The following is a 25,852-nucleotide window of genomic DNA, read 5'->3' on the forward strand; positions in this document are numbered from 1 at the left end:
TTGGTGGACAGCGAAAAAAACGCATATAAGCAAATTTTAAAAGCAACGTCATTATTTGGTGGGGTTCAGTTTTTAAATATCATTATTTCTGTTATTAAAACAAAGGTTGTAGCCCTAATATTAGGCCCTTCTGGTATTGGTATTTTAACGCTTTTAAATACATCTTTAAATGTTTTGGGCAGCGCTACAGGTTTTGGGCTAGACTCAAGTGGGATTAAAAGCATTTCAGAATCTTTGGGCATAAAAAACGATGAAGCCTTAAAAAAAAAGATTCTAATCTTTAAAAAATTGATTTTATTTACGGGTGTTTTTGGTGCATTGATTACTCTTGTTTTTTCACCATATTTAAGTCAAATAGCTTTTGGTAGTAAAGATTTTACAGTGTCCTTTATTTGGTTGTCCCTAGCCGTTTTATTTAGGCAGATAACACAGGGGTATTTAACAATATTAGAGAGTTTAAGTAGATTAAGGTTATTTGCAAAAAGCAATTTGTTTGCCAATTTTGCGGCTCTAATCGTTACATTACCCATGTATCTTTATTGGGGTTTTGATGCCATTGCCCCAGCCATTGTAGCTTCAACATTTATCAGTTTTGTTTTTTCATATTTTTATGTTAATCCTATATATAAAAGTAAAGAGAAAATAGCTTTTAAGCCCACTTTTGTTGAAGGCAAAGAGATGATATATTTAGGCATGGCATTAGGGTTGAGTGGATTGACAAGAACCCTGTCTGAATATTTGGTCCAAACGGGAATTAGTTTTCAAGGAGGGATTGATGAAGTAGGGTTTTATGGCGCAGGATTGCTAATTCTTAATTCTTATGTTGGCATCATTTTTTTGGTTATGAGCAAAAATTATTTTCCTAAACTTTCCTTGGTATGTAATGAAAATGATAAAATAAAGAAATTAACATTTCAACAGGCATTTATTTCTATTGTTTTAATAACCGTGATTATTATCTTTTTTATAATTTTTGCACCGTTACTAGTGAAACTGCTCTTTTCTGAAAAATTCAGTTCCATAGTACTCATGATATCAATAGGTGTTCTAGGGATGCTTTTTAAGGCAATATCATGGAGCCTTGGCTATATTATTATTGCTAAAGGAGACTCAAGAGTTTTTATAAAAACAAGCCTAGGGTTTAGCTCACTTTACCTTATTATGCTTTTGTCTGGGTATTACTTATTTCAATTAAATGGTGTTGGTATAGCTTTTTCACTCTATTATCTTTTTCATTTTATTGGAATAAAAATTATAGTGGAAAATAAATACGGCATATCTTTAAATAGCGAAATTTATAATATACTTTTTAAATGTTTGGTTATTTGTCTTGTGGTTTTTTCATTGTCTTTTTTAGAAAAATCCTTATTAAAGTATGTAACTATGGCTGTGGCTGGTGTTTTGTCACTCATTTATTTATTTTATATTTTTAACAAAAAGGTTCCTATTAGGGAATTTCTTATGTCATTTAACAAGAAAAGCAAATAAATGGATAAGCCACTTCGGAAGTTATATTATTGGTTAAAATTTCAATTATCTGTTAATTGGATCAAGACGTTGTATTTTAATTTTAAGAAATTCCCTTTTAAAGTAGCCATTAAATTACCCGTGTATTTTTATGGTAGTGTTAAGCTTACCTGTTTAAAAGGCAAAATTATTATTGATGCACCTATAAGAAGAGCAATGTTGGGTTTTGGCCAACAATTTGAGTTGGGAACGCGACAAAAAAGTGTCGCTGAATTAAATCTATCAGGTCAACTTGTTGTTAAAGGGCATGTTCATATTGGAAAAGATAATTTATTGTACATTGGTTTAGGTGCGTACTGCGAGTTTGGACACATGACCTGTTTGGGGTCTGATGTAAAACTTTTTTGCACCAATAAAATTGTATTGGGTCAATGGGCAAGAATTGGCTACCAAAGCCAGCTATTAGATACTAATTTTCATAGTATGTTTGATACGGTAACCAAAAAGAGGCTTCCGTTGAGTGCGCCAATTTATATAGGCAATTACAATTCAATAGCAAACAGAAACAGTATTATGCCAGGAACCAAAACACCAGACTATTGTGTGGTGGCTTCTAATAGCTTGTTAAATAAGGATTATGCCTATTTAGGCCACAACATTCTCCTGGGTGGTGTGCCCGCTAAAGTAATTAAAAGGAACTTTAGTAGGGATTGGGAAGGAGAGCGTAAGGGAATAGAGGATTTTTTAATACGTAAAAAATAGATTAAGTGAATTTAGAACAGGTCAAAATCATCGAGATTCCAAAAATTAAAGACAATAGAGGCAACCTTTCTGTTATAGAGAAGGATTTGTTGCCGTTTTTATTTAAACGAGTTTATTATTTGTACGATGTGCCCAGTGGAGCCTATAGGGGTGGTCATGCCCACAAAGAGCAAGAAGAATTTTTAATTGCTTTAAGTGGTAGTTTTAATGTAGTGTTGCAAGATAGGACTGGAAAAAAAAGAACATTTACCCTTAATAAACCCAATCAAGGTTTACTGGTTAGCAATATGATTTGGCGCGAATTGGAAGGTTTTTCATCTGGGGCGGTTTGTTTGGTGGTGGCTTCTGATGTTTATGATGAAAGTGATTATATAAGGGATTTCGAAAAATTCATGGAAATGGAATAATAATATCTATAGCATTGATACTAATTTCCTAAAAAACGGGCTTTGGCTAGCTAAGAAGTGAATATAATCTCTTATGTTTTTAGATTCTATCTTTTTAAATGTTTCTTTTCCAAGCTGTTTTTCTTCAAAATACCCACTTAAAAACAATAGTTCTTTAAAGTAATCTTTATTGAATGTTTTAATTAAGTTATTGTCATATTGATATTTTTCAGAAAAATAGTCAAATAATCGTTTCATTTGATTTTTTAAAAAATAATGACTTTCAAAAGTTCTTTTGTGCGAATAAGAATTATCGTGTACTCTGTAAATATGTAATGATTCTTTAATCATATCAAAATTAGTATTCATAATTAAATCTACTAAAATAGGATAGTCTTCAATAGTAATTCCCATATCTATATAAGAATCAAAATCTACGTACTTATATAAGTGATTTCTATTATAACAAATGCCAATTGGAGCAACCTGCCCTAACAATACTTTTTCTTTATAAACTTCTTTAGAGGCTACAATATGTTTTTTGTTATTGTATTTCCTTATCGATTTATTTTCCACAGTTAATTTATCAAAGCCGCTATCAACAAACCCCAAACTAGAATCGGTATTTAAAACATTAATCATTTTTTGCAGCGTGTATTCATGTTTTAATATATCATCGCCGGCTATGTCAAAAATATAGTGTCCTTGACATCTATCAAGTGTCGTTTTAAAATTCCTTAAAATACCCAATTGGGTCTCGTTCTTTTTTACCTTAAAGAGCTGCGGATGATTTTTTTTATACTGGTTTATAATGTTTAATGTATTGTCTGTAGAGCAGTCGTCTCCAACTATAATTTCATAATTAAACTCAACTTTTTGTTTTAAAATCGATAGGATGGTTTCTTCTATATGTTCCTCGTTGTTGTAAGTAATGAGATGTACTGAAGCCGTTATCATATTTTTTGATTAGTGGAAATAGATTAAAAACATAAATTTGGGTAAAGTAAACGCAATAAACAAATTAATCATTTATTTTTGAATAAATTATTTAGGTTGAAACCAAAAAAAATAGCACTTGTCGGATTTCATTTAAGCGGGGGCGGTACTGCACGTGTTATGGCCAACTTATCGGAATCCTTTCACGATAAAGGCATTGAACTGCATATAATTATAATTCACGACGAATTAGGTTATGACTATTCAGGAACTTTATATAACCTCGGAAAACTAAAAAGTGAACCCAATACTGTTTTTAATAAAATAAAACGTTTAATTCATTTAAGGAGTTATGTAAAGCAAAATGATTTTGATTTTGTAATCGACTTTAGGTTTAGGAAAAGAATAATTCAAGAATATTTAATTTCCCGACTGGTTTATAATCAAAAAAAAACCATATACACGATTCACAGTTCGCAACTGGCAATATATTTGCCAAAATCAAAATACTGGGCTAATGTAATTTACGGCAAAGCCTATAAAATAATAGCTATTACAGAATCTATGAAAAATTTGGTAGAAACCATTTACCCCTTTTTGGATAATGTTGGCATGGTTTATAATCCAATTATACTAAATAAAATTAAAGAAAAAAGTATAGAGGCTCTTGAAATCAATTTTGAATATATTATTGGGGTTGGACAGTTTGACACAGATCAAAAACAATTTGATAAACTTATTGAGGCTTACTCAAAGTCAATACTGCCCCAAACACGAATAAAATTAGTGATTTTGGGGAGAGGTAAAAAGAAATCGGAATTGGAGGCAATCGCCAAAAAACTAAATGTTGACGAAAATGTACAATTTTTAGGATTTAAGGAAAACCCATATAAATACATGGCAAATGCAAGATTTTTTGTGCTCTCTAGCTGGCATGAAGGGCATCCAATGGTTTTAATAGAAGCTTTGGCATGTGGCACTCCGGTTGTATCTTTCGATTGCCCAACAGGACCTAAAGAAGTTGTTAACCATAGTGACAATGGATTGCTAATTGAAAACCAAAATATTGATGCCCTTATTAATGGCATGAACATTATGCTGACCAATGAAAGTTTATATTCACACTGTAAGAGCAATGCCTTAAAAAGTGTAGAAAAATTTTCAGTTAAGCAAATAGGTAAGCAATGGTTGAAACTAATGAAAATTAATTAAGGAATTGCTAAGACTTCTATATATAACAACCAATTTAAATTCTTCTGGTGGAGTAGCCAAAGTGTTATCTGTAAAGCTTAATTATTTAATTAAAGAATATTTTTATGACATACATATTATAAACACCCATGGAGATTCGAATAATTTATTCTATGTTTTTGATGATACAATTTCTATTCATTCATTAAGTCTAAAAGATTCTAAAACAAAAAGACGACTTTATTATTTCAAAGAACTAAACAAAAAAGTAAAGGAAATAAATCCAGATATTATTATTAACTGTGACAACGGTTTAAAAGGTGTGTTATTTCCATTTTTTTACAAAGGAAAAGTACCATTGATTTTTGAAAATCATGGCAGTAAAAATGTAAGAGAAAATACAATACTTGGCAATTTGAAATTACGACTTAAAGATTTGTTTTTTTTATGGAGTGTCAATAGGTACAATAAAATAGTTGTATTTCAACATTTGAAAGATTCTTGGAAATCCGATAATATAAAAGTAATTCATAATCCTTTAGGATTTGACATTCCAATAAAAAGTGCTTCTTTAAATAAAAAAGTGGTTATCGCTGTTGGTAGAATATCTTATGAGAAGGGGTATGATTTGTTGATTGAAATTTGGAGTTTAGTTGTAAAAAAACATCCACAATGGCAACTGCATATCTACGGAGAAGGAGATTACAAACCCTTACAAAAGCAAATTCAAAAGCTTAGTATTACAGGTAATATATTATTTTTTAAACCTACATTAGATATAATTGAGGTCTATTTGAATGCATCAATACTATTAAATACATCAAGACATGAATCTTTTGGGTTGGCGTTAATTGAAGCTATGGCTTGTGGCTTACCCGTATTAGCATTTGAAAACACATCAGGGCCAAGGATTTACATCAAAAATAAAAAGAATGGTTACTTAATTGAAAAAGATAATTTAATTGAATATGCAAATCAAATTATATCACTAATAGATGATAAAAATAAAATGAAAAGAGTTGGTCAAGCGGCTAGAGAAAGCATGAAGATATATCAAATTGAAAATATTATGAAGCTTTGGCACGAATTATTTCAATCCGTTTAATTCATTCTTTTTCTAAATCAAAATGGCACATATAGGCTATTTTATAAAGCTGAAGCAATTTAATTGAAGGACTTTTACCAAGTAAGTTTTTTGTCATTGTATTTTCGAAAAGCTTAAAAAACAAAGAAAGAGCATAATTAAACATTGTTTTTTTAGACAAAACAAAAATTTTAAGTAAATCATTTTCGTGTAATTTAATCTTTTTGGTATGATTTAACCTTAAAAGCGTCTCTACCGCTAGTCTTGTTTTTTTTAAATAAGTTTTACTACTTTCTAAACCTAAGTGAAAAACTTCATTGTTAATGTGTAAAACAGGAATGTTGTTAATTTTCAATTGAGGACCAAAAAAGATATCCATTCCATAAGAATGTCCAATACTATTTAAACCAAAACGTTTGTAAACTTCTTTTTTTATAAGCATATTAGCGGCAGATGTAATTTTATAAGGTGTTTTATTTCTTTTTTTTGCATCAATAGCCTCACAATGAACGCCATATTTCCATCTTAGTAGAATTTTAGAATCAGGTGCTTCATTCTCATACTTGATACCACCAAAAATCACTTCATAATTTCTCTCAATGGCATCTATATAATTTGAAATAAAAAGAGGGTCTTTTAATTTCATATCGGCATCGAGCAATAAAATCCAATCAAATTTTGCTTTATCGCAAAGCAATTGTCTATTAACGGCTATTCCTCCGTTAGTTTTGGATACCAGATAACGCGTATGCTTTAAAACATTTATTTTAGAGTTTTGTTTTATGGTATCAGCATTTGATACATCATCTAATGCTATGATCTCAAATTCAATATTAGATTTAGTCGCTTGCTCATGAATGTCATTTACAAGATGGACAATATCATAATTATATGTTGGAATTAGTATTGAAAGCATAATTAACCCTTCCGCTGCACCACCTCATAAACGGCATTCTCATCGCACTTAAGCGTTTTGCTTGGGTATTTAAGTAGCAAAGCATAATCGTGGGTGGCCATTAAAATGGTGTTGCCGTTTTTATTGATGTCTTGTAAAACCTCCATCACTTCAACGCTGGTTTGTGGATCCAAGTTACCCGTAGGCTCGTCGGCCAATATTAACTCCGGGTCGTTAAGTAAAGCCCTTGCAATGGCAATGCGCTGTTGCTCGCCACCGGAAAGTTCGTGCGGGAATTTAAACCCTTTGGTTTTCATGTCCACTTTATTTAAAACGACTTCAACCCGAGTTTCCATTTCCTTTTTGTCTTTCCAGCCCGTCGCTTTTAAAACAAACAGTAAATTCTCGTTTACGGTTCTATCTGTTAATAATTTAAAATCCTGAAAAACCACGCCCAATTTCCGTCGTAAAAACGGAATCTCTTTTTCTTTTAGGGTCTTTAAATTATAATCTACAATATGTCCTTCGCCTTCGGTTAAAGGCAAATCGCCATAAAGTGTTTTCATAAAACTACTTTTTCCCGTGCCGGTTTTTCCTATTAAATACACAAAATCACCTTTGTTAATTTCAACATTAACGTTAGCAAGCACCAAACTATCGCCTTGGTAAATAGAAGCATCTTTTAATTGCAAAATAGGTTTCGACATAAAAATAGGTGTAAATTTAAAGTGTTGTAAATGTATTATTAATAAGTTAAAAGTGAAAAGCTAAACGCAAAAACTTTAATATAGTTGCATTTAAAACTGCGTGCTTCGACCTTCAGTCTTCTGTCTTTTTCAATATTTAATAACTCGGTTTATAATTATGGCACGATTATTACGTTATAAGTTTCATATTCAATTATCTTTGATTTTAAATTAAAAAACGAATCGTTAATGACTAAAAATAATATTGTTTTCCTTTTGGTAGCCATAAGTTTTAGTTTCCAAATCATGGCACAACAGTCTGCAACTTACACCAGTAATATGGCAGACTATCAAAAAGCACTTTCACTGTTTAACAATCAACAATATCTTGCTGCACAGTCACTGTTTAGAAGCGTTAAAAAGGACGCAAAAGAAGACCTTTTGCAATCCGAATGTGCTTATTACATAGCCAATTGCGCCGTTAGGTTAAATCAGCAAAATGCCGATCAGCTTATAGAGGATTTTGTAAAAGACTATCCCACTAGTACCAAGCGCAATACAGCGTTTGTTGATGTTGCCGATTATTATTTTACAAACGGAAAATATCCGCACGCCAGAAAATGGTACGATAAAGTAAACGAAGGCGCCCTTGCCAGAAAGGAAAAAGAAAAATTCAATTTTAACAACGGCTATTCGGCATTTTCGGTGAAACAATATAAGGTTGCAAAAAAGTATTTAACCCGGGTTGAAAATTCTCAAGAATACGGTTCGCAGGCCAAGTATTATTTAGGTTTTATGGCTTATGAAGGGGATGATTACGATGAGGCTAATGAGTATTTCGATCAAGTAAGCGACCAAGAACGTTACCAAGAAAAGCTGTCGTATTATCAAGCCGACCTTCATTTTAAACTCGGAAAATTTGAAAAGGCTATCGAGCTGGCAAAAGACAGATTGGACACCAGCGACGAAGCCGAAGTATCTGAGCTCTCTAAAATTATTGGCGAAAGTTATTTTAATTTAGAAAAGTATGCCGAGGCGATTCCGTATTTAACCGCTTATAAGGGTAAAAAAGGAAAACGGGAACGAACGGCAAAATGGAATAACACCGATTTTTACCAATTGGGATATGCGTATTACAAACAAAAGGATTACGAAAATGCCATTTCAGAATTCAATAAAATAGTTGGCGGAACTAATGCCATTGCCCAAAATGCCTATTATCATTTGGGTGAAAGCTATATTCATTTAGATAAAAAGCAGGAAGCTTTAAATGCGTTTAGAAATGCCTCGCAAATGAATTTCGATTTAAAAATTCAAGAAGATGCGTGGTTAAATTATGCAAAAATCAGTTACGAAATTGGTAATCCGTATCAATCGGCGCCACAAGTTTTAGCCGGTTATTTAGATAAATACCCAGACACACCTTATAAAGAGGAGATTGAAACCCTTTTGATCGATTCGTACATTACGTCTAAAAACTACAAAGAAGCCCTAAAGCTTTTGGAGGGTAAAAAGAGTTTTGAAGATAAAGTAGCGTATCAAAAAGTAGCGTTTTATAGAGGTGTTGAATTATACAACGAAACAAAATACTTGGAAGCCGAATCGCTTTTCGATGCATCTTTAAGCGAGCCACGAGACCCAAAATACACGGCTAGGGCAACATTTTGGAAAGCCGAAGCCGATTATAATTTAACAAATTACGACGATGCTTTGATAGGCTATAAGCAGTTTCAACAGCAGTCATCGTCTGATTCAACGCCTGAAATTGAGAATATAGATTATAATTTGGCCTATACTTATTTCAAACAAAAAAACTATCCGCAAGCTATAAAGCATTTCAATCAGTTCATCTCCAATAAAAAAGACGATAAAGTAAGACTGAACGATGCGTATTTACGTTTAGGCGACGGGCATTTTGTGTCTAGCGATTATGGCAATGCTATTAAGGCATACGAAAAAGCAATTGAGATGAATGAAATCGATTCCGATTACCCATTTTTTCAAAAAGCGATTAGTGTGGGCTATACCGGGCAATCTTCAAAAAAAATAGCAGCTTTAGAACAGTTTATTGAAACCTATCCGAAGTCTAAATTACGTGATGATGCCATGTACGAATTGGGGAATTCCTATGTAAAGGCAAACGAAAAAAATAAGGCAATGAACATATACAACCGCCTGAGTAGCGAGTACAGAATGAGTTCTTTCGTGCCAAAAGCGTTGTTGCGTCAAGGCTTGGTGTATTATAACGACAGCGAAAACGAAGAAGCACTAAGCAAGTTTAAAAATGTTGCCAGTAATTACCCTGGAACACCTGAAGCGGTTCAGTCGGTGTCCACAGCGCGTTTAATTTATATCGATTTAGGTCGGGTTGACGATTATGCACGTTGGGTAAAAACCTTGGATTATGTTGAGGTTACCGATGCCGATTTGGACAATGCCACTTACGAAGCGGCCGAAAAACAATATTTGGATAATAATACCGATAAGGCCATCAAACAATTTAATGGCTATTTAAATGAGTTCCCCAACGGAATTTATGCGTTACAAGCACACTTTTATGTGGCCCAACTGTATTACAAAAAAGATTTATTGGCCAATGCGGCACCACATTATAAATACATTGTTGAAGCATCGCAAAGCGAATATACCGAGGAAGCCTTATCGCGTTTATCGCAGTATTATTTAGAAAGCAAAAGTTGGGACCAAGCCATTCCGTTATTGTTGCGATTGGAAACCGAAGCCAACTTCCCGCAAAACGTGGTATTTGCACAATCTAATTTAATGAAGGCCCATTATCAATTGGATAATTACAATGAAGCCGTGTCTTACGCCGAAAAAGTGCTGACCAATGCAAAAATCGACAATAAGATTAAAAGTGATGCACATATTATAATTGCACGTTCGGCCATTAAAACGGGCGACGAAGATAAAGCCAAATCCGCTTTTGCAAAAGTAGAAAAAGTGGCAACAGGTGAAACTGCGGCAGAGGCGTTGTATTACAATGCGTATTTTAAAAATAAAGAAGGCAAACATGCGGCATCAAACGAATCGGTTCAAAAATTGGCCAAGGATTTTTCAGGCTATAAATATTACAGTGCCAAAGGATTGGTGTTGATGGCGAAAAATTATTACGCCTTAAAAGATGCGTTTCAAGCCACTTATATTTTAGAAAGCGTTATTGAAAACTTTGCGGAATTTGATGATGTTGTTGAAGAGGCCCAAGAAGAATTGCGCCAAATAAAAGCAGAAGAGGCCAAAACAAATTCATCCATTGAAACTGATGAAAACTGATTATGTTAGAAGTTAGAAGTGTCATGCAGAGCGCGGTCGAAGTGAAGCACATTAAAGCAAATCATAAAACGTCAATCGTAAATCAAAAATTAAAATATATGCGAAAGCACACAACATACATTATATTAGTAATTGCATCGTTAAGTATAACCTCTGTTTTCTCACAAAACAGAAAGAACGATACCATCACTACAGGAGTAATTGATGTAGTTAAACCATACACACCCTCAATTTCCGATGCCTTTAAAGTCAAAGAAATTCCGTCGTTAGACGACGAAGAAACCGCAACAAAAAAGGAAATTAAATACAATATTTTTTCGTTTCCGGTGGCCTCAACATTTACGCCGGCAAAAGGAAAAGCTGCGGTTGTTGAAAAGGCAAAACCAGTAAAATTATACGATAATTACGCCACTTTGGGCGTTGGCACCTATACCACTATTTTAGGCGAAGTCTATTTAAACCACGCCATTAGCAGAACCGAGAGTGTGGGCGGTTACGTGAGCCATCATTCATCTCAGGGTGGTATTGATGGTTTGGCTTTCGATGGTAATTTTTCAACCACTAAAATCAATGCGAATTACTCCAGCCGATTACGTGATTTAGCTTGGCATGTTGAAGGTGGTTTTCAGCAACAAATGTACAACTGGTACGGTGTGCCACAATCTCAACTGGCCGATGCACAAGCTAATAATATTGATGTAGACCACTCGTTTTATAGCGCGCATTTTGGTGGCGATATCACATTCGAAGACACCTATATTAATTCCGGAAGCTTCTTTTTCAGACGCTTTGGAGATAACCAAGGATCTGGTGAAAACCGATTTATCGCCAAGACGAAAATCGATATACCCATTAACGGCGAAGAAATTTCAACCGATTTTAAATTCGATTATATAAATGGCACTTTTGATAGAAATTACAGTTCGAATACTGAATTAAAACACGGCAATTTTATAATAGGGGCTTCCCCGACATATCAATTAAAAGAAGACGATTTAACGCTTAATTTGGGCATTTCGGTGTCCTTTTTAAGAGATTCGGAATCCAAGGAAAACAACTTTTATTTATACCCAAACATTACCGCAACTTACCGATTGGTTAACGATGTGTTGATTGCTTATGGCGGTATTCAAGGCGAGTTAATTCAAAATTCATACCACGGATTTGCCATCGAAAACCCGTTTGTGTCACCAACTTTAGTGGTAATGCCCACAGATCAGCAATACAACGCATACATTGGTTTAAAAGGGAAATTGTCCAGCAATATGAGTTATAACGTTAGCGGACGTTATTTGGCCGACAGAAATAAAGCGCTCTTTAGAAATAATGAAATAACGCTGACAAATCAGAATTATGCTTACGGAAATTCCTTTGGAATGGTGTATGATAACGTGGATACCTTTGGTGTTGCCGGAGAGATTAATGTGGATGTTAACCGAAATTTTAAACTCGGAATAAAAGCTGAATATTTTAAATACACTACAAATAACGAAGCTGAAGCTTGGAATTTACCAGATATTAAAGGCACACTGTTTTTAGACTATCAAATAGACGAAAACTGGTTTGCCGGCGCCAATTTATTTTATACCGGCGAGCGTAAGGATCAATTTTATTTAAATGATGACGTAACGGTAACAACGCCGTTTACCATGGTTATTGAAAGTTATTTTGATGCCAATGCACATTTGGGTTATCATATTAATGATAAAATTTCGGTATTCGCAAAAGCCAATAATATTAATAATAAAGCCTATCAACGTTGGCAAAATTTCCCGGTGCAAAGCATTCAGTTTTTGGCTGGTGCTACATTTAAGTTTGATTTTTAATTTCATTACGAGGAGTGTAACGACGTGGTAATCTTTTAAATTGAAATTTATACTTTATGAAAAACCTACTTTTCATACTTTTCTTATCCTTCAACCTTTGCATTTCACAAAGTGAAGTTCAAATATTAAATCTTTCCGAAGCTGCACTGGAATTAACGCATCAAAAAGTAACCTACGATCCTAGTTACTTTTCAATCGATTATCCAAATGGTGACGTTCCAAACGACAAAGGGGTTTGTACAGACGTAGTCATTAGAGCGTACAGAACATTGGGTGTCGATTTACAAAAGGAAGTCCACGAAGACATGAAGGCTAACTTCAATGCGTACCCAAAAATATGGGGCTTAAAAACAACCGATAAAAATATTGACCACCGACGCGTGCCCAATTTAATGACTTATTTTAAGCGCCAAGGTGCTGAAAAACCCATCACCAATAACCCCAGTGATTATAAACCCGGAGATGTGGTGTGTTGGGATTTAAAAGATGCTGCATCGCACATTGGTATTGTGGTCAATAAAAAATCGAACGATGGAAAACGCCATTTAATCGTTCATAATATTGGCAGTGGACAAGTTTTGGAAGATTGCCTTTTTAGTTTTAAAATCATAGGCCACTATCGGTTTGTAAAATAGAATAAAGAATAATAGCACAGAAAAGCGTTCGGTTATGAACGCTTTTTTTATTTTTATAAAAAATACAAACCATGCAAAAACTAATCGTTATTTTATTCGCTTTAATTACAGCTAGTTGTTCAACAAAACGTCAGGTAGATTTAATCGTAACCAACGCTAAGGTGTACACCGTAAACAAGGCTTTTGAAACAGCAACAGCTTTTGCCGTTAAAGATGGAAAATTTGTTGATGTTGGAAATTCCGAAGCCATAGCTTCAAAATACGCAGCCACAAAAACAATAGATGCCGAAGGAAAAACCATTGTTCCAGGATTTATCGATGCGCATTGCCATTTTTTAGGTTTAGGATTTAATCAGCAAGCAGTCGATTTGGTGGGCACAACCAGTTTTGATGAGGTTGTACAGCGTGTCGTCGATTTTCAAAAAAAGCATAACTTAAAATTTATTAAGGGCCGCGGATGGGACCAAAACGATTGGGACGAAAAAGTCTTTCCGAATAAAAAACAATTGGATGCCTTATTTCCAGATACCCCAATTTCTTTAACCCGAATTGATGGGCATGCGATACTCTGTAATCAAGCCGCATTAAATTTAGGAAAGGTTACTAAAAACAGTAAAATTGATGGTGGCGAAGTGGTTGTTGAAAACGGCGAATTAACAGGAGTCTTAGTTGATAATGCCGAAAGTTTGGTGCTTAATTATTGGCCAAAACCATCACGCGAAGACATGGCAAATGCCCTATTGGAAGCCCAAGAAATATGTTTTGACTATGGATTAACCACCGTTGACGATGCGGGGTTGGGTATTGAAGCTATTGAGGTAATTGACAGCTTGCAACAAGCGGGCGATTTAAAAATGCGTGTTTACGCCATGGTTTCGGCCTCAAAGAAAAACTTGGATTATTATTTAAACAAGGGAATCATAAAAACCGAAAAACTTAATGTACGTTCGTTTAAGTTTTATTCCGATGGCGCTTTGGGCTCCAGAGGCGCGTTGTTGCGAAAACCGTATAGCGACAAACCCGGGCATTTGGGTTTAGCGGTTACCGATTTGGAAACCTTTAAGGCTTCGGCGAAAGCTATTGCAAATTCAGAATATCAAATGAACACCCATGCCATTGGCGATTCTGCAAATCATGCGGTATTAAACGTTTATAAAGACGTTTTACAAGGGAAAAAAGACAGGCGATGGCGCATAGAACATGCTCAGGTTATTTCGCACGAGGATTTTAATTTGTTTGATGATATTATTCCGTCGGTGCAGCCAACCCACGCTACAAGCGATATGTATTGGGCCCAAGATAGGTTGGGGAATGAACGCATAAAAGGTGCGTATGCTTATAAAGATTTACTAAATAAATACGGAAAAATTGCATTGGGAACCGATTTTCCCGTGGAGCATGTGAGTCCGTTTTACACCTTTTACGCAGCGGTTGCACGACAAGATTTAAAAGGCTATCCGGAAAATGGCTATCAAATTGAAAATGGATTGGGTAGAGAAGAAACTTTAAAAGGCATGACGATTTGGGCAGCTTATTCCAATTTTGAAGAAGATGAAAAGGGCAGTATTGAAGCCGGAAAATTTGCCGATTTTATAATACTGGATAAAAATATAATGGAAGTTGAAGCTTCTGAAATCCCAAATATTAAAGTGATTAGTACGTTTATTGATGGGGAGAAAATGTGATTTATGTTTAGGAACTTGTTTTCGGAATATTATTTGTGGTGTTTTACTAATTTACTTCTCATTCCAAAAATGAAAAGATTAATCATATTCTTAATACTTACTCGGTTTTTCGGGAATTCTCATGCCCAAAAAACAGAAGTTGAAAAATATTATGTAAGAGCTGATACATCTTTTATTGATAAGCTAGCTAATGCTTATAACATTTCAACCGATACATTACTTATAACTTTAGGAGTAAATGATAAAAAAAGAGAATATCTAGGGTTTGGCTATGAATTTAAAGAGAGTGGGAAGGGAGCAGGCAGCATGTCTTTTGATTATCAAATTTTATATTATAAAAACAAAGTCGTTGCTTACACTATTTCGACTTCAATACCCAAAAAGTCAAAGAGATTAAAAAAGATTTATAGAAAGAAGTTGTCTAAAATATTTAGAGTTGATGATGATTTTAAGGTTAGTCCAATTAAATTTAACCATAAGAATGCAGAAAGTCCATTGCCCGGAATTGAAGTTGATAAATCTCCAGAATTTAATGCCGTTATGAGCCCTTTTAGTGGTATTTTTTTTGGTGATTATTGTGGTAATAGTATGAGTTTATTAAACAATAGAAAGTTATTTGACGAATTAATTAATTCAGAAAACTGCAATTACTTTTTGTATAGTAAAAACCCGGCTTCACGAATGATGGCTATTGAATATTTTTATAATAATAAGTTAAAGTTTGACTCCACTGAAGTAATACAAATAGAAAATAGAGTCCAGGAAATAATTAAGTATTCTCCGTACATAAGACATTGTCAAGGGTGTATAGTTTATCCGGAAAACACTAACAAAATAATATCGAAATTAAAAAAGCATAATCAATTTTAACCCAACCGCGCCAAATAATCAAAATGCTCACCTTCAAAAATCAATTCACATTGAAGCCCAACAGAAGTGCAAGCAGTTAACAAGGTGTTATAATCTAAATACAGCCATTTCATGGGGTATTCGTTTTCACCTTTATAGCTCAAAAAATAATCGAGTTCCCCATAATAATTTGCATTTATATTTTGCCAAAAACCACCATCTTCGTCTTCGTACATATATTTAATATCCGACGAATCGATTAAAATTTGTCCCTTAGGTTTTAAAAGACGTTTTAAATGCGTTAAGTATTTTGAAACCTGTGCCAATTCTTGAAAAATCCCGGTACCATTCATCAATAATAAAATGGTATCAAATGTCCCGGTTTCATCTATAATATTTTTGACTTCGGCATGCAAAACACCGCGTTGTTTCGCCACGTCGATAGCACCTTTTGAAACATCTATGGCTTTCACTTTTAAACCTTTTTCTTGTAAATACAAACTATGGTTTCCGGCGCCACAACCCACATCCAAAACCGAACCTTTTGCAAGTTTTAAAGCCTTTTGTTCCAACTTTGGCATGTCTTTAAAACCGCGAAACAAATAGGGTAGAGGCAATACATCGTCATCAGAAATACTGGTTGAAGTCATAATGTCTTCGGAGTAGTTTCCGTTTTGGTAATCCAATAAAGCGTTTCCGAAAAGGTCTTTTAAATTCAATGTTTAAAGTTTAAAATTCTGTGTTGCATAGTTTTCGTAATTTAGCTCCAATTATAACCATCGAATATTGAATATTGAATCCAAAATAGAAAGCCTTCCAAAGCGCGCCAAAGATAAGCATAACGAAAACAAAAAATTCTTTGCAAAGCTAAAAAAGAAACCACCAAAAAATTTGGATTATGTGATGCAGGAATTGCACGATGCCGAGTTTGAAAAAACCGATTGCCTAACCTGCGCCAACTGCTGTAAAACAACGGGCCCATTGTTTACCGATAAAGATATTGGTAGAATCTCGAAACATTTTAAACAAAAACCACAGCAATTTATTGAGCAGTATTTGCGCGTTGATGAGGACAACGACTATGTGTTGCAAACGGTGCCCTGCGCATTTTTGGGCGCCGATAACTATTGCTCGATTTATGAGGTGCGCCCAAAAGCATGCCGAGAGTTTCCGCATACCGATAGAAAAAAGTTTCAGCAGATTTCCAATCTCACGTTAAAAAATGTGGCGATGTGTCCGGCGGCTTTTAATATTGTTGAGGAAATGAAAAAAAGAGTTAAGATTTAACTTCCAACTTTTTACTATATTTAATATCTAAATTTACTCTATTGGAAACCCTATTACAATATTTTGAAACCATTCCGCCACTACATCGTGGACTTATAATTGTTGGAGGTTTAACATTTTTCTGGCTTTTAGAAGGTGCTCTACCCTTATTCAATTTCAACTATAAAAAATGGAAACACGCCGTTCCCAATATCTTTTTTACCATAACTACCATACTCGTTAATTTGCCTTTGGCATTCCTTTTATTAATGGCATCCGATTGGGTTTTCGCCAATAATTTTGGCATTTTAAACTGGTTGCCTGACATGGCTCTGGGGCTCTATATTTTTATAGGTATATTGTTAATGGATTTTTTCGGAGCCTATTTGCCACATCTAATCGAGCATAAAGTTCCGCCGTTGTGGATGGTGCATTTGGTACATCATTCCGACCATAAAGTCGATGCCACAACAGCCAACAGGCACCATCCCATTGAGAGTGTTATTCGTTACCTATTCACCTTAATAGGTGTTATTATAATTGGTGCGCCCATTGGTATTGTTATGCTGTATCAGTCTTTGTCCATTGTTGCCACACAGTTTAGCCACTCCAACATCAAGTTGCCAAAAAAGGTTGATAAACTTATTAGTTATGTGCTTGTTTCCCCGGATATGCATAAGGTGCACCATCATTATAAAATGCCGTACACCGATTCCAATTACGGCAATATTTTTTCGGTTTGGGACAGATTATTGGGCACGTATATGGAACTGGACACCGATAAAATTGTGTACGGCGTTGATGTGTTTCCCGATGAAAAAGAAAACAGCAATATTAAGGATTTGTTGAAGCAACCCTTTCAGAAATACAGAAAACCAACCGCTAAACTTGATGATTGATAAATTGAGAATTGTATTAATTATTTTCTTTTGTAATTTTTTTATGAACTGTAACGAATCCAAAAGTATAGATGTTCAAGGGCATCGCGGTTGCCGAGGTTTAATGCCCGAAAATACGATGGAAGCCTTTAAAAAAGCCATCGAATTAGGCGTGCAAACACTGGAGTTGGACGTTGCAATTTCAAAAGACAATATAGTTGTTGTGTCGCACGAACCTTATATGAATAGCGTTATTTGTTTAGATGCGAATGGTTTGGACATACCTAAAACCGACGAAAAAAAATACAATCTGTATCAAATGACTTTTGATAGTATAAAGCAGTTTGATTGCGGTACAAAGCACCATCCAAGATTCCCAAATCAACAAAAAATAAAAACCAATAAACCGGCTTTAAGCGAGGTTATTATAGCATCGAAAAAATTAAATCCTAATATTAAATTCAATATCGAAATAAAATATCTTCCCGAATACAATTCTGTTTTTACGCCCAATCCAACAGATTTTGTCCGTTTGATTTTAAAGGTTATCAATAACAATAATGCGTTTAACGAAACCAATTTGCAATGCTTCGATTTAAGTGTTTTAGAAGAAATTAAAAAGCAATCGCCAAAAATGGAAGTGGCGCTTTTAGTGGATGAAAATGAAGATATTTGGAACAAAATGAATAAAATGAGTTATGCACCGGAAATTATAAGTCCGTATTACAAACTTTTAGATGCTAAAACCGTTAGAAATTTGCAAGTCGAAAATTTTAAAGTGATTCCGTGGACGGTGAATAACGAAACAGATATGCAACAAATAATTGATTTTAAAGTAGATGGCATCATCACGGATTACCCCGATATTTTGATAAATTTACTCGAAAAATAATTGCATCGTTCGATTAAATTCCATCACCTCAAAAATTTAAAAGCATCGAATGGTTTCTGTTTTTTTATAGCTTACAAGCACGACAAATCATCATTAAAAAATCGCGATAATTATCGGGAATAAAACTGTATTTTTGAACGAATTTAAAGTCGTCATATAAATTGAATTACGAGTTTTTTATAGCAAAACGCATTATTGGTAGCAAAGCCTATAAAAGCAGCATATCGGCACCCATTATAAAAATTGGTATCGCAGCCATAGCCATAGGAATCATAGTTATGATGATTGCCATTGCAACCGGCATTGGTTTGCAGCAAAAAATCCGTGATAAAGTCGTGGCGTTTAACGGGCATATAAATATTACCAATTACGACAGCAACAATTCGCAAGAAAGTATATTCCCAATATCCAAAAACCAAGAGTTTTATCCCGAGTTTAAATCGGTTGAAGGCATCGATCACATTCAAGCCGTGGCCACAAAGTTTGGTGTAATCCGTACCGAAACCGATTTCGAGGGCGCCGTTTTAAAAGGCGTTGGAAACGATTATAAATGGAGCTATTTTCAGGAATTTTTAATAGAAGGCAGATTACCGGATTATAGCGGAAAACGCAACGAAGAGGTTTTAATATCGCAATATTTGGCAAACCGCTTGCAGTTTAAGTTGGGCGATAAATTTCAAATGATTTTTAAAAAAGACGACCCAAACAAACTCCCAAACATCATCACATACAACATTGTTGGCATTTACAACTCCGGTTTTCAAGATTTCGATGCCACCTATTTAATAGGCGATATTAGGCATTTGCAACGCATCAATAAATGGAAAGAAGACCAAATTGGCAGTTTCGAAATTTTTATAGATGATTATGGCGAGCTTCAACAAAAAGGCATCGAAATATATAAAAACACACCCTCAACATTAAACACGCAAACCATTGCCGATAAATACTATTCCATTCTAGAATGGATCAAGATTTTCGATAAAAACATATACGGCATCATCGGCATCATGATACTCGTAGCGGGCATTAACATGATTACCGCACTACTCGTTTTAATACTCGAACGCACCCAAATGATAGGCGTTTTAAAAGCCTTGGGCAGCAACAATTTCAGCATCCGCAAACTGTTTATTTACAACGCTTCCTATCTTATTTTGTTGGGCTTGTTATGGGGAAATATAATAGGTCTGGCCCTATTGTATGCGCAAAAATACTTTAAACTGTTGTCGCTCGACCCAAGCATATATTATGTTACCGAAGCCCCAGTTTACATCAATTTAAGCTACATTGTCGCCCTAAACATCGGCACGCTCATCCTGTGTTTGCTCATGCTTTTGGTGCCCTCGTACATCATCACAAAAATATCGCCCGTAAAAGCCATGCGTTTCGAATAATTAATTTGGGCGTTACTTTTTGAGAAAAACAAAAAGTCGGGCTTTCCGCTATATCTTTTTTTCGTGCCTCAAAAAAGGATGCCGCATCAATCCCTAACGCAAAGCAGAACAAACATTAAAATTTAGTATTAACATTAACTTATAAAAATAGTCGTAGCAAAACCTTAAATTTGCATAACAAAAGCACATTGCGAATCGAGCCGAATTTAAGATTCAAAAATACAGTTGAATTTTTCAAGGGCGACCACATGCACCTTAAAAAATATAAAAACAGAAATGAAATACGCTAAAAACATACTGGAAACCATTGGCAACACACCTTTGGTAAAAATAAACACCTTAACCAAAGACTTGCCATGTTTGGTGCTGTCAAAATACGAAACCTTCAATCCGGGCAATTCAACAAAAGATAGAATGGCACTAAAAATGATTGAAGATGCCGAAGCCGATGGACGCTTAAAACCCGGTGGTACCATCATTGAAGGCACATCGGGAAACACAGGCATGGGGTTGGCCTTGGCAGCCATTGTAAAAGGTTATAAGTGTGTTTTTGTAATTAGCGATAAACAATCCAAAGAAAAAATGGATATTTTACGTGCAGTTGGCGCAAAAGTGGTGGTGTGCCCCACCAATGTTGAGCCCACCGACCCACGAAGCTATTATTCGGTTTCAAAACGATTGAGCGAAGAAACCCCAAACTCATGGTACGTTAATCAATACGACAACCCCAGTAATGCCGCAGCGCATTACGAAAGCACGGGACCGGAAATTTGGGAGCAAACCGATGGTAAAATCACCCATTTTGTGGTGGGCGTAGGTACGGGCGGCACTATTTCTGGCGTTGGTAAATATTTAAAAGAACAAAACCCGAATATTAAAATTTGGGGCGTAGATACGTATGGCTCGGTGTTTAAAAAATATCACGAAACCGGAGAGTTCGACGAGAATGAGATTTATCCGTACATTACCGAGGGCATTGGCGAGGATATTTTACCGGAAAATGTAGATTTTAGCCTTATTGACGGCTTTACCAAAGTAACCGATAAAGATGCGGCGATTTACACCCAAAAACTGGCCAAAGTAGAAGGTATGTTTTTAGGAAATTCGGCGGGTTCTGCCATAAAAGGCGTGCTTCAATTAAAAGAGCATTTTACAAAAGACGATGTGGTTGTAGTTCTGTTTCACGATCACGGAAGCCGCTACGTTGGTAAAATGTTTAACGACGAGTGGATGCGCGAACGCGGATTTATTGAAGACAAAATTACCACAGCCGAAGACCTCGTTAAAAGTACCGAAGCTCAAGATTTGGTAACCGTTAAAACCGAAGAATTGGTATCGCATGCCATCGAGCGCATGAAAAAATATAAAATATCGCAAATACCCGTTGAAGATTCTACAGGTTTTGTGGGCGCCATCGACGAAGCCGATTTACTCCGCATGTATATCGAAAATAAGGATATTTCAGATTTGCCCATTAAAGATGTCATGCACAAACCGTTTCCGGTAGTTGGCAAATCGACGGCCATCGAAGATATTTCTAAACTATTCAATAGAGACAATAATGCGGTTTTGGTAAAACTGGAAGATGGTACACATCAAATTATTACAAAGTATGATATTATAAGTGCGTTGTAGTTTTTAAGTATTTTGTTTAATTGGTTCATTTTAACCAATTAAACTTGAAAAAAGCAATTTGATATAGCATTTTCAGTAATGATTAAAACCGGAGTAAGTTGTTCTAAAAACTAACCCGAATACTCACATTTGGCGTTATCCCTAAAGATATATTTTCAATGGGAACAATGTTGTTGTCTCCATCTAAAGTATAATAGGCGTTGATTATGTTTTTTCGGTTAAAAATGTTCCAAACCGAAAGACCAACAATAGCTGTGGCTGTATCGGACACTTCAAGTGAATAAGTCGCCGAACAATCGGCACGTAAATAATCATTTAAATTACTGCCATTTGGTGTGGCGTAGGTAATGGTATTGTCGTCCGGATTATCATTTGCATAATCTGGCAACGTGGTTGGTTTTCCAGAATGCCAATTTAAGCCCAAAGCCAATTTAATGTCGTTATAAGTATAAATACCCGAAAGCGCCAAAGCATGACGAATATCGGCATTATTAGGAAACGAAATACCATGGTTTAAATTAGGAAATGTATAATCGTTTTTGCTGTAAGAATAGCTTAGCCAAGTGCTGACCACATGGCTGAATTGCTTGTTTATTAAAAAATCGACACCTTTAATTTGATAACTTCCAATACTGTTTACAAACTGATATTGGTTTTGAAAACCTTGACTGCGTGTTGTAATACCATCCACTTTTTTAAGATAGCCTTCGGCACTAATGAGTAGTTTGTTCATATTGTAATGCAAACCAACCGATACTTGTTTACTTTTTAAAATGGGGACAGGTTGAATCTTTTTATTGTTAATCGTTATAACCTCTGGGTTGTTGTTCGATAAAATCCATCGTCGGTTTTCAATCCCTAAAAAATCGTTTTGCAAATCGATAATTTGAGAGGTTGTTTGGCTTTTAAGTTCGCCCAATAATTCAAATCTAAAATGGTTTAAAAACCGCTGGCTAAGGCTTAATCGCGGTTCGCTAATCATTTTATCAAATTTGGGAAAGTAGTTTAATCTGGTTCCAAATTTTAAATTGGTTTTGGCATCATTTGATAAAAAGGCAGTTTCGGCATAAAGCGCATGACTGCGCACCACATCTCTAATATAACTCCTAAACACAGGGTTATTAACATCTTCAAGATTGCTAATGCCAACTTCAATAAACTGGTAACCACCGTTGAATTTTAGCAGGTTGCTGTGTTTGTAATCGATATCTAATTTTGCAGAACCATCGATAACTTTGTTTTCCTGAATTAAGCGTTGGTTATTTATAATATCGAAGTTGGTGGCATCCAAATCGTAATTGGAAACATTTACTTGGGCCGTTGTAGCAAGTTTGGAATTCCAATCTCTGGTGTACGAAAATCCCAAAGCCAGATTTTGCTGCGACAGTTTGCTGTTTAAAGCCTCGTTTCTATCATTAATATTGGCTTGTTCTTCGTAATTTAATTTGTTGTTTACGTTTAAAAAGTGAAGTCGGATTTTATCTTTTTTAGTAATATCGTATAGAAATTTGGCCGTAATATCATAAAAGTAGAATTCCTCATTTTTATCGATGGCATTGTCATTTTGGTTGAAATTGGTTAAATCGGAATCCTGAAACACACGCTTTTTATAAAGATCGTAAGTTGGTGTTGCAATCAAATCGGTAACCGAGCGACGGGTGGAAATTTGCAATTCGGTATTGTGCGTTAGCGGGATTTTAGCAAAAATATCGGCATTAATCAAGTTGAATCCGCCACCGGCTTTAAATGTGTTGTCTATTTTGTTGGGCATTTGCATATCGATAATACTGGAAATACCATCGCCATACTTTGCAGGTGTGCCGTTTTTAGAAACGTTTACTTGTTTTGTTGTGTACGGATTGAACGCTGAAATCAATCCGAAAAAATGCCCCGATTGATACATTTTAATACCATCCCAAAGCAGAAGGTTTTGGTCGTGCGTACCGCCGCGGATATTAATGTTCGACACGGTTTCGTCAATACTTAAAACTCCTGGAAGCGATTGGATGGTTTGCAGAACATCGGGCTCAATTAAACCCGGAAGAATACCGAAGGTTTCGGGTTTTATGGTAATAATGCCATCATTTAATTTGGTAATACCCGAGGTTAAATAATTGGTTATTACAATTTCATCGAGCCTTTGTGTTGCATTAAATATACTGAGGGGTTTACCGGCTTTAATGGCCACAAATCTATTGCTTAGCAGCTCAAAATCCAGTGCGGTTTCTTCTTTAAGAATTTCTAAAACCTCGGCTAAAGATAAGCCTTCATCGGGAATGGTTGTTTTTTTATTTTGAATAGTGGCATCGGCATAAGAAAAACTAATGTTGTACCGTGTTTCAATAACTTTTAAAACAACAACAAGTGAGTGTTTTTCTTTTTGAACGTTTTGCGCGCTTAACGCCGCCACATTCAAAAAAAACAATAGTATAAAGATAGAACCTGTACCTTTTCTACTCACGCTTTAATGTTATAGTATTGTTGGTTTTACTATGTGTTAATTGTAAAGGTAAGGTAATGTTTTTTATGGCGATATCTAAACTATCGTGCGGAAAACCACCGGTAAATAGTTGATTGATGTCCACATTGGTAACGTCAAATGTAACGTTGTATTGTCTTTCAAATTCGGCAATAACTTCTTTAAAAGGCAGGCTTTCAAACTGGCTTTCGTTATTTAACCACGAAGGAGTTGTGCGGTTTTCTTTTTCTTTAGCAATTAGTTTCCCATCGATAATTAAAAAACGGTCTCCCGGATTTAATTTTGTTTCTTGAGAGTTGTACGTAACCCCAACCAATCCTTCGTAGCAAATAACCTCAAAATAATTGTCCCGTTGTTTTACATTAAATTGAGTACCATAAACCGTAACGGTTCCTGATTTTGTGATAACATGAAATTTTGAGCCTTTGGCAACTTTAAAAAAAGCTTCGCCGTGTAACTCGACTTCGCGCTCGTGTTTCCAATCTTTTTTGTTGAAAGCCAACAACGATTTTGCATTAAGCGAAACATTTGAAGCGTCTGGTAATTCTATAGTTGTTTTTTGGGCAAATTCGGTAGTAATCGTCGTGTCTAAAGTAGTGGTGTAATAGTATAAACCAAAACAAACGGCAAGTATAGCAGCAACACGCATTAATGGTTTTATCCAATGCGTTGTTTGCTTTTTAGTGCTTTTAATTTTAGATAATACGTTTTCTAATTCGGCAGACGTATTAAAATCTTCAGCCTTAAAAGCTTGCACGCTGGTGTTTAACTTTACTAAATCATCATAATCTTCAAGCTTTTTGAACGCTTCAAGTTCTTGTGGATTTAGGTTGTTATCTAACCATTTCGATATGAGTTCTTCTCTGTTCATGATTTCTTATTCAATTATATAACAGTTCACTTTTGTTTTTTCCTACCCACTTTAAAAAAAAGTTTAAAATTCAATGTTTTATATTCAAAGTTTGTTGCACAACTTTAAACTCAAAATTTCGAACTTAAAGTTCCTTAATGTCCTCCCGCAGCTTTTTCAACGCCCCATAAATACGTTTTTCAACCGCCTTGGTCGATATATCCAAAAGTGCCGCTATTTCCTTAAAACGTTTCCCTTCAACACGGTTCATCATAAAAGCAACACGTTGGGCTTCGGTTAAATTTGCTATCGCTTTTTGTAGCTTATCATTATACTCTGTTTCCTGCATTAAAAATTCAGGATTTTCATTGGTGTATGTTTTGGGTTTCGTTTGCTGATGCTTTAAAACCACTTTTTGGTGTGCCGCTTCATTCAACATTAAATTATTGGCGGTGGTAAATAAAAAACTTTTGGCTTTATCGGGCGAGATCTTTGCGCAGTTTTGCCATAACTTAATAAAAGCTTCCTGTACTTTATCTTTTGGGTTTAGCAGTTCGCCAAACTTATAGTATAAAAAGTTGTGTAAATCTTTAGCGTGCTTATTAAAAATAGATGAAAAAATACGCTCTTCGCAAATATTTTCATGTAATTGTTTGCTCATTATTATTGGTAGTTGGTGCCACTAAAATAGCTTTTTTGGAATTTAGTTTTTGGTTTTTTTTGAAATTTCTCGTTGTTGGGGGTAGGAATTTTTAAAGTTAT

At 35.0% G+C, this 25,852-nt stretch carries 22 protein-coding genes; 15 read left to right on the top strand and 7 right to left on the bottom strand.

Annotated features, from left to right (window positions below; translation table 11 throughout):
• Nucleotides 1–3 precede the first annotated feature (3 nt).
• The 3 genes from ACN5J7_RS13180 to ACN5J7_RS13190 are packed head-to-tail and all read left to right on the top strand — an operon-like array spanning nt 4 to nt 2,636.
• The gene (locus ACN5J7_RS13180) at nt 4–1,488 is read left to right on the top strand and encodes an oligosaccharide flippase family protein (protein ID WP_418604271.1); all 1,485 of its coding nucleotides are present in this window, start codon (nt 4–6) and stop codon (nt 1,486–1,488) included.
• Nucleotides 1,489–2,229 (top strand): transferase, encoded by a 741-nt coding sequence (locus ACN5J7_RS13185; RefSeq protein WP_311942579.1) that lies wholly within the window; start codon nt 1,489–1,491, stop codon nt 2,227–2,229.
• Between the two features lie 5 nt (nt 2,230–2,234).
• Complete coding sequence (locus ACN5J7_RS13190; RefSeq protein ID WP_311942582.1) at nt 2,235–2,636, top strand: FdtA/QdtA family cupin domain-containing protein; 402 nt, start codon at nt 2,235–2,237, stop codon at nt 2,634–2,636.
• A 6-nt stretch (nt 2,637–2,642) separates the two neighbouring features.
• On the opposite strand, the gene ACN5J7_RS13195 is transcribed toward ACN5J7_RS13190, so the two are convergent.
• Entirely contained in the window at nt 2,643–3,572 is a 930-nt protein-coding gene (locus ACN5J7_RS13195) for a glycosyltransferase family 2 protein (protein WP_311942585.1), read from the bottom strand.
• A 96-nt stretch (nt 3,573–3,668) separates the two neighbouring features.
• Here ACN5J7_RS13195 and ACN5J7_RS13200 point away from each other — a divergent pair, with 96 nt between their 5' ends.
• Both ACN5J7_RS13200 and ACN5J7_RS13205 read left to right on the top strand, forming a co-directional pair.
• Nucleotides 3,669–4,763: a glycosyltransferase gene (locus ACN5J7_RS13200; protein WP_418604272.1), complete on the top strand. Its 1,095-nt coding sequence runs from the start codon at nt 3,669–3,671 to the stop codon at nt 4,761–4,763.
• Between the two features lie 4 nt (nt 4,764–4,767).
• Nucleotides 4,768–5,847, top strand: a complete 1,080-nt coding sequence (locus ACN5J7_RS13205; RefSeq protein ID WP_311942591.1) for a glycosyltransferase — start codon at nt 4,768–4,770, stop codon at nt 5,845–5,847.
• Between the two features lies 1 nt (nt 5,848).
• Here ACN5J7_RS13205 and ACN5J7_RS13210 read toward each other — a convergent pair whose 3' ends face one another.
• Both ACN5J7_RS13210 and ACN5J7_RS13215 read right to left on the bottom strand, forming a co-directional pair.
• Entirely contained in the window at nt 5,849–6,742 is an 894-nt protein-coding gene (locus ACN5J7_RS13210) for a glycosyltransferase family 2 protein (protein ID WP_311942594.1), read from the bottom strand.
• Between the two features lie 2 nt (nt 6,743–6,744).
• The gene (locus tag ACN5J7_RS13215; protein WP_418604273.1) at nt 6,745–7,428 is read right to left on the bottom strand and encodes a cell division ATP-binding protein FtsE; all 684 of its coding nucleotides are present in this window, start codon (nt 7,426–7,428) and stop codon (nt 6,745–6,747) included.
• A gap of 228 nt (nt 7,429–7,656) precedes the next feature.
• Between ACN5J7_RS13215 and ACN5J7_RS13220 the strand changes: the two genes are divergently transcribed.
• The 5 genes from ACN5J7_RS13220 to ACN5J7_RS13240 all read left to right on the top strand — a co-directional run bounded on the left by ACN5J7_RS13220 (nt 7,657) and on the right by ACN5J7_RS13240 (nt 15,714).
• Nucleotides 7,657–10,698 (top strand): tetratricopeptide repeat protein, encoded by a 3,042-nt coding sequence (locus ACN5J7_RS13220; RefSeq protein ID WP_418604274.1) that lies wholly within the window; start codon nt 7,657–7,659, stop codon nt 10,696–10,698.
• A 98-nt stretch (nt 10,699–10,796) separates the two neighbouring features.
• A complete protein-coding gene (locus tag ACN5J7_RS13225) occupies nt 10,797–12,524 on the top strand; it encodes a TonB-dependent receptor (RefSeq protein ID WP_418604275.1) in 1,728 nt (575 codons plus the stop codon).
• A 56-nt stretch (nt 12,525–12,580) separates the two neighbouring features.
• Nucleotides 12,581–13,159 carry a DUF1287 domain-containing protein gene (locus ACN5J7_RS13230; protein ID WP_311942607.1) on the top strand — a complete coding sequence of 193 codons (579 nt, stop codon included), beginning with the start codon at nt 12,581–12,583 and terminating at the stop codon, nt 13,157–13,159.
• Nucleotides 13,160–13,230: 71 nt separating this feature from the next.
• Nucleotides 13,231–14,844 (top strand): amidohydrolase, encoded by a 1,614-nt coding sequence (locus ACN5J7_RS13235; protein ID WP_418604276.1) that lies wholly within the window; start codon nt 13,231–13,233, stop codon nt 14,842–14,844.
• 69 nt (nt 14,845–14,913) lie between these two features.
• The gene (locus tag ACN5J7_RS13240) at nt 14,914–15,714 is read left to right on the top strand and encodes a hypothetical protein (protein WP_418604277.1); all 801 of its coding nucleotides are present in this window, start codon (nt 14,914–14,916) and stop codon (nt 15,712–15,714) included.
• Here the strand turns inward: ACN5J7_RS13240 and ACN5J7_RS13245 are convergent.
• Nucleotides 15,711–16,412, bottom strand: coding sequence for a class I SAM-dependent methyltransferase (locus ACN5J7_RS13245; RefSeq protein ID WP_311942616.1), 702 nt, complete (start codon nt 16,410–16,412; stop codon nt 15,711–15,713). The genes ACN5J7_RS13240 and ACN5J7_RS13245 overlap by 4 nt on opposite strands.
• Before the next feature lie 73 nt (nt 16,413–16,485).
• On the opposite strand from ACN5J7_RS13245, the gene ACN5J7_RS13250 reads away from it, so the two are divergent.
• From ACN5J7_RS13250 to ACN5J7_RS13270, 5 genes are all read left to right on the top strand, one after another.
• Entirely contained in the window at nt 16,486–16,980 is a 495-nt protein-coding gene (locus ACN5J7_RS13250) for a YkgJ family cysteine cluster protein (protein WP_311942973.1), read from the top strand.
• Nucleotides 16,981–17,021: 41 nt separating this feature from the next.
• Entirely contained in the window at nt 17,022–17,858 is an 837-nt protein-coding gene (locus tag ACN5J7_RS13255) for a sterol desaturase family protein (RefSeq protein WP_418604278.1), read from the top strand.
• Between the two features lie 43 nt (nt 17,859–17,901).
• Nucleotides 17,902–18,729, top strand: a complete 828-nt coding sequence (locus tag ACN5J7_RS13260; protein WP_311942622.1) for a glycerophosphodiester phosphodiesterase family protein — start codon at nt 17,902–17,904, stop codon at nt 18,727–18,729.
• A 161-nt stretch (nt 18,730–18,890) separates the two neighbouring features.
• Nucleotides 18,891–20,126, top strand: coding sequence for an ABC transporter permease (locus ACN5J7_RS13265; protein ID WP_418604279.1), 1,236 nt, complete (start codon nt 18,891–18,893; stop codon nt 20,124–20,126).
• Between the two features lie 276 nt (nt 20,127–20,402).
• Nucleotides 20,403–21,761: a pyridoxal-phosphate dependent enzyme gene (locus ACN5J7_RS13270; RefSeq protein WP_418604280.1), complete on the top strand. Its 1,359-nt coding sequence runs from the start codon at nt 20,403–20,405 to the stop codon at nt 21,759–21,761.
• A gap of 103 nt (nt 21,762–21,864) precedes the next feature.
• On the opposite strand, the gene ACN5J7_RS13275 is transcribed toward ACN5J7_RS13270, so the two are convergent.
• The 3 genes from ACN5J7_RS13275 to ACN5J7_RS13285 all read right to left on the bottom strand — a co-directional run bounded on the left by ACN5J7_RS13275 (nt 21,865) and on the right by ACN5J7_RS13285 (nt 25,751).
• Nucleotides 21,865–24,222 (bottom strand): TonB-dependent receptor plug domain-containing protein, encoded by a 2,358-nt coding sequence (locus ACN5J7_RS13275; protein ID WP_418604281.1) that lies wholly within the window; start codon nt 24,220–24,222, stop codon nt 21,865–21,867.
• Entirely contained in the window at nt 24,215–25,111 is an 897-nt protein-coding gene (locus ACN5J7_RS13280; RefSeq protein WP_418604282.1) for a FecR family protein, read from the bottom strand. The genes ACN5J7_RS13275 and ACN5J7_RS13280 overlap by 8 nt, the downstream gene beginning before the upstream one ends.
• A 124-nt stretch (nt 25,112–25,235) precedes the next feature.
• Complete coding sequence (locus tag ACN5J7_RS13285) at nt 25,236–25,751, bottom strand: RNA polymerase sigma factor (protein WP_418604283.1); 516 nt, start codon at nt 25,749–25,751, stop codon at nt 25,236–25,238.
• Nucleotides 25,752–25,852 lie beyond the last annotated feature (101 nt).

Origin of the sequence: Hwangdonia sp., assembly GCF_048381975.1 — a bacterium.
Classification (GTDB): Bacteria; Bacteroidota; Bacteroidia; order Flavobacteriales; family Flavobacteriaceae; genus Hwangdonia; species Hwangdonia seohaensis.

Excerpts from the sequence above, each read along its gene's own strand:
- ACN5J7_RS13270 (WP_418604280.1), top strand. The coding sequence starts at position 20,403 with ATGAAATACGCTAAAAACATACTGGAAACCATTGGCAACACACCTTTG.
- ACN5J7_RS13240 (WP_418604277.1), top strand. The coding sequence starts at position 14,914 with ATGAAAAGATTAATCATATTCTTAATACTTACTCGGTTTTTCGGGAAT.
- ACN5J7_RS13285 (WP_418604283.1), bottom strand. The coding sequence starts at position 25,751 with ATGAGCAAACAATTACATGAAAATATTTGCGAAGAGCGTATTTTTTCA.
- ACN5J7_RS13220 (WP_418604274.1), top strand. The coding sequence starts at position 7,657 with ATGACTAAAAATAATATTGTTTTCCTTTTGGTAGCCATAAGTTTTAGT.
- ACN5J7_RS13235 (WP_418604276.1), top strand. The coding sequence starts at position 13,231 with ATGCAAAAACTAATCGTTATTTTATTCGCTTTAATTACAGCTAGTTGT.
- ACN5J7_RS13185 (WP_311942579.1), top strand. The coding sequence starts at position 1,489 with ATGGATAAGCCACTTCGGAAGTTATATTATTGGTTAAAATTTCAATTA.
- ACN5J7_RS13260 (WP_311942622.1), top strand. The coding sequence starts at position 17,902 with ATGAACTGTAACGAATCCAAAAGTATAGATGTTCAAGGGCATCGCGGT.
- ACN5J7_RS13225 (WP_418604275.1), top strand. The coding sequence starts at position 10,797 with ATGCGAAAGCACACAACATACATTATATTAGTAATTGCATCGTTAAGT.
- ACN5J7_RS13280 (WP_418604282.1), bottom strand. The coding sequence starts at position 25,111 with ATGAACAGAGAAGAACTCATATCGAAATGGTTAGATAACAACCTAAAT.
- ACN5J7_RS13210 (WP_311942594.1), bottom strand. The coding sequence starts at position 6,742 with ATGCTTTCAATACTAATTCCAACATATAATTATGATATTGTCCATCTT.
- ACN5J7_RS13215 (WP_418604273.1), bottom strand. The coding sequence starts at position 7,428 with ATGTCGAAACCTATTTTGCAATTAAAAGATGCTTCTATTTACCAAGGC.
- ACN5J7_RS13230 (WP_311942607.1), top strand. The coding sequence starts at position 12,581 with ATGAAAAACCTACTTTTCATACTTTTCTTATCCTTCAACCTTTGCATT.
- ACN5J7_RS13195 (WP_311942585.1), bottom strand. The coding sequence starts at position 3,572 with ATGATAACGGCTTCAGTACATCTCATTACTTACAACAACGAGGAACAT.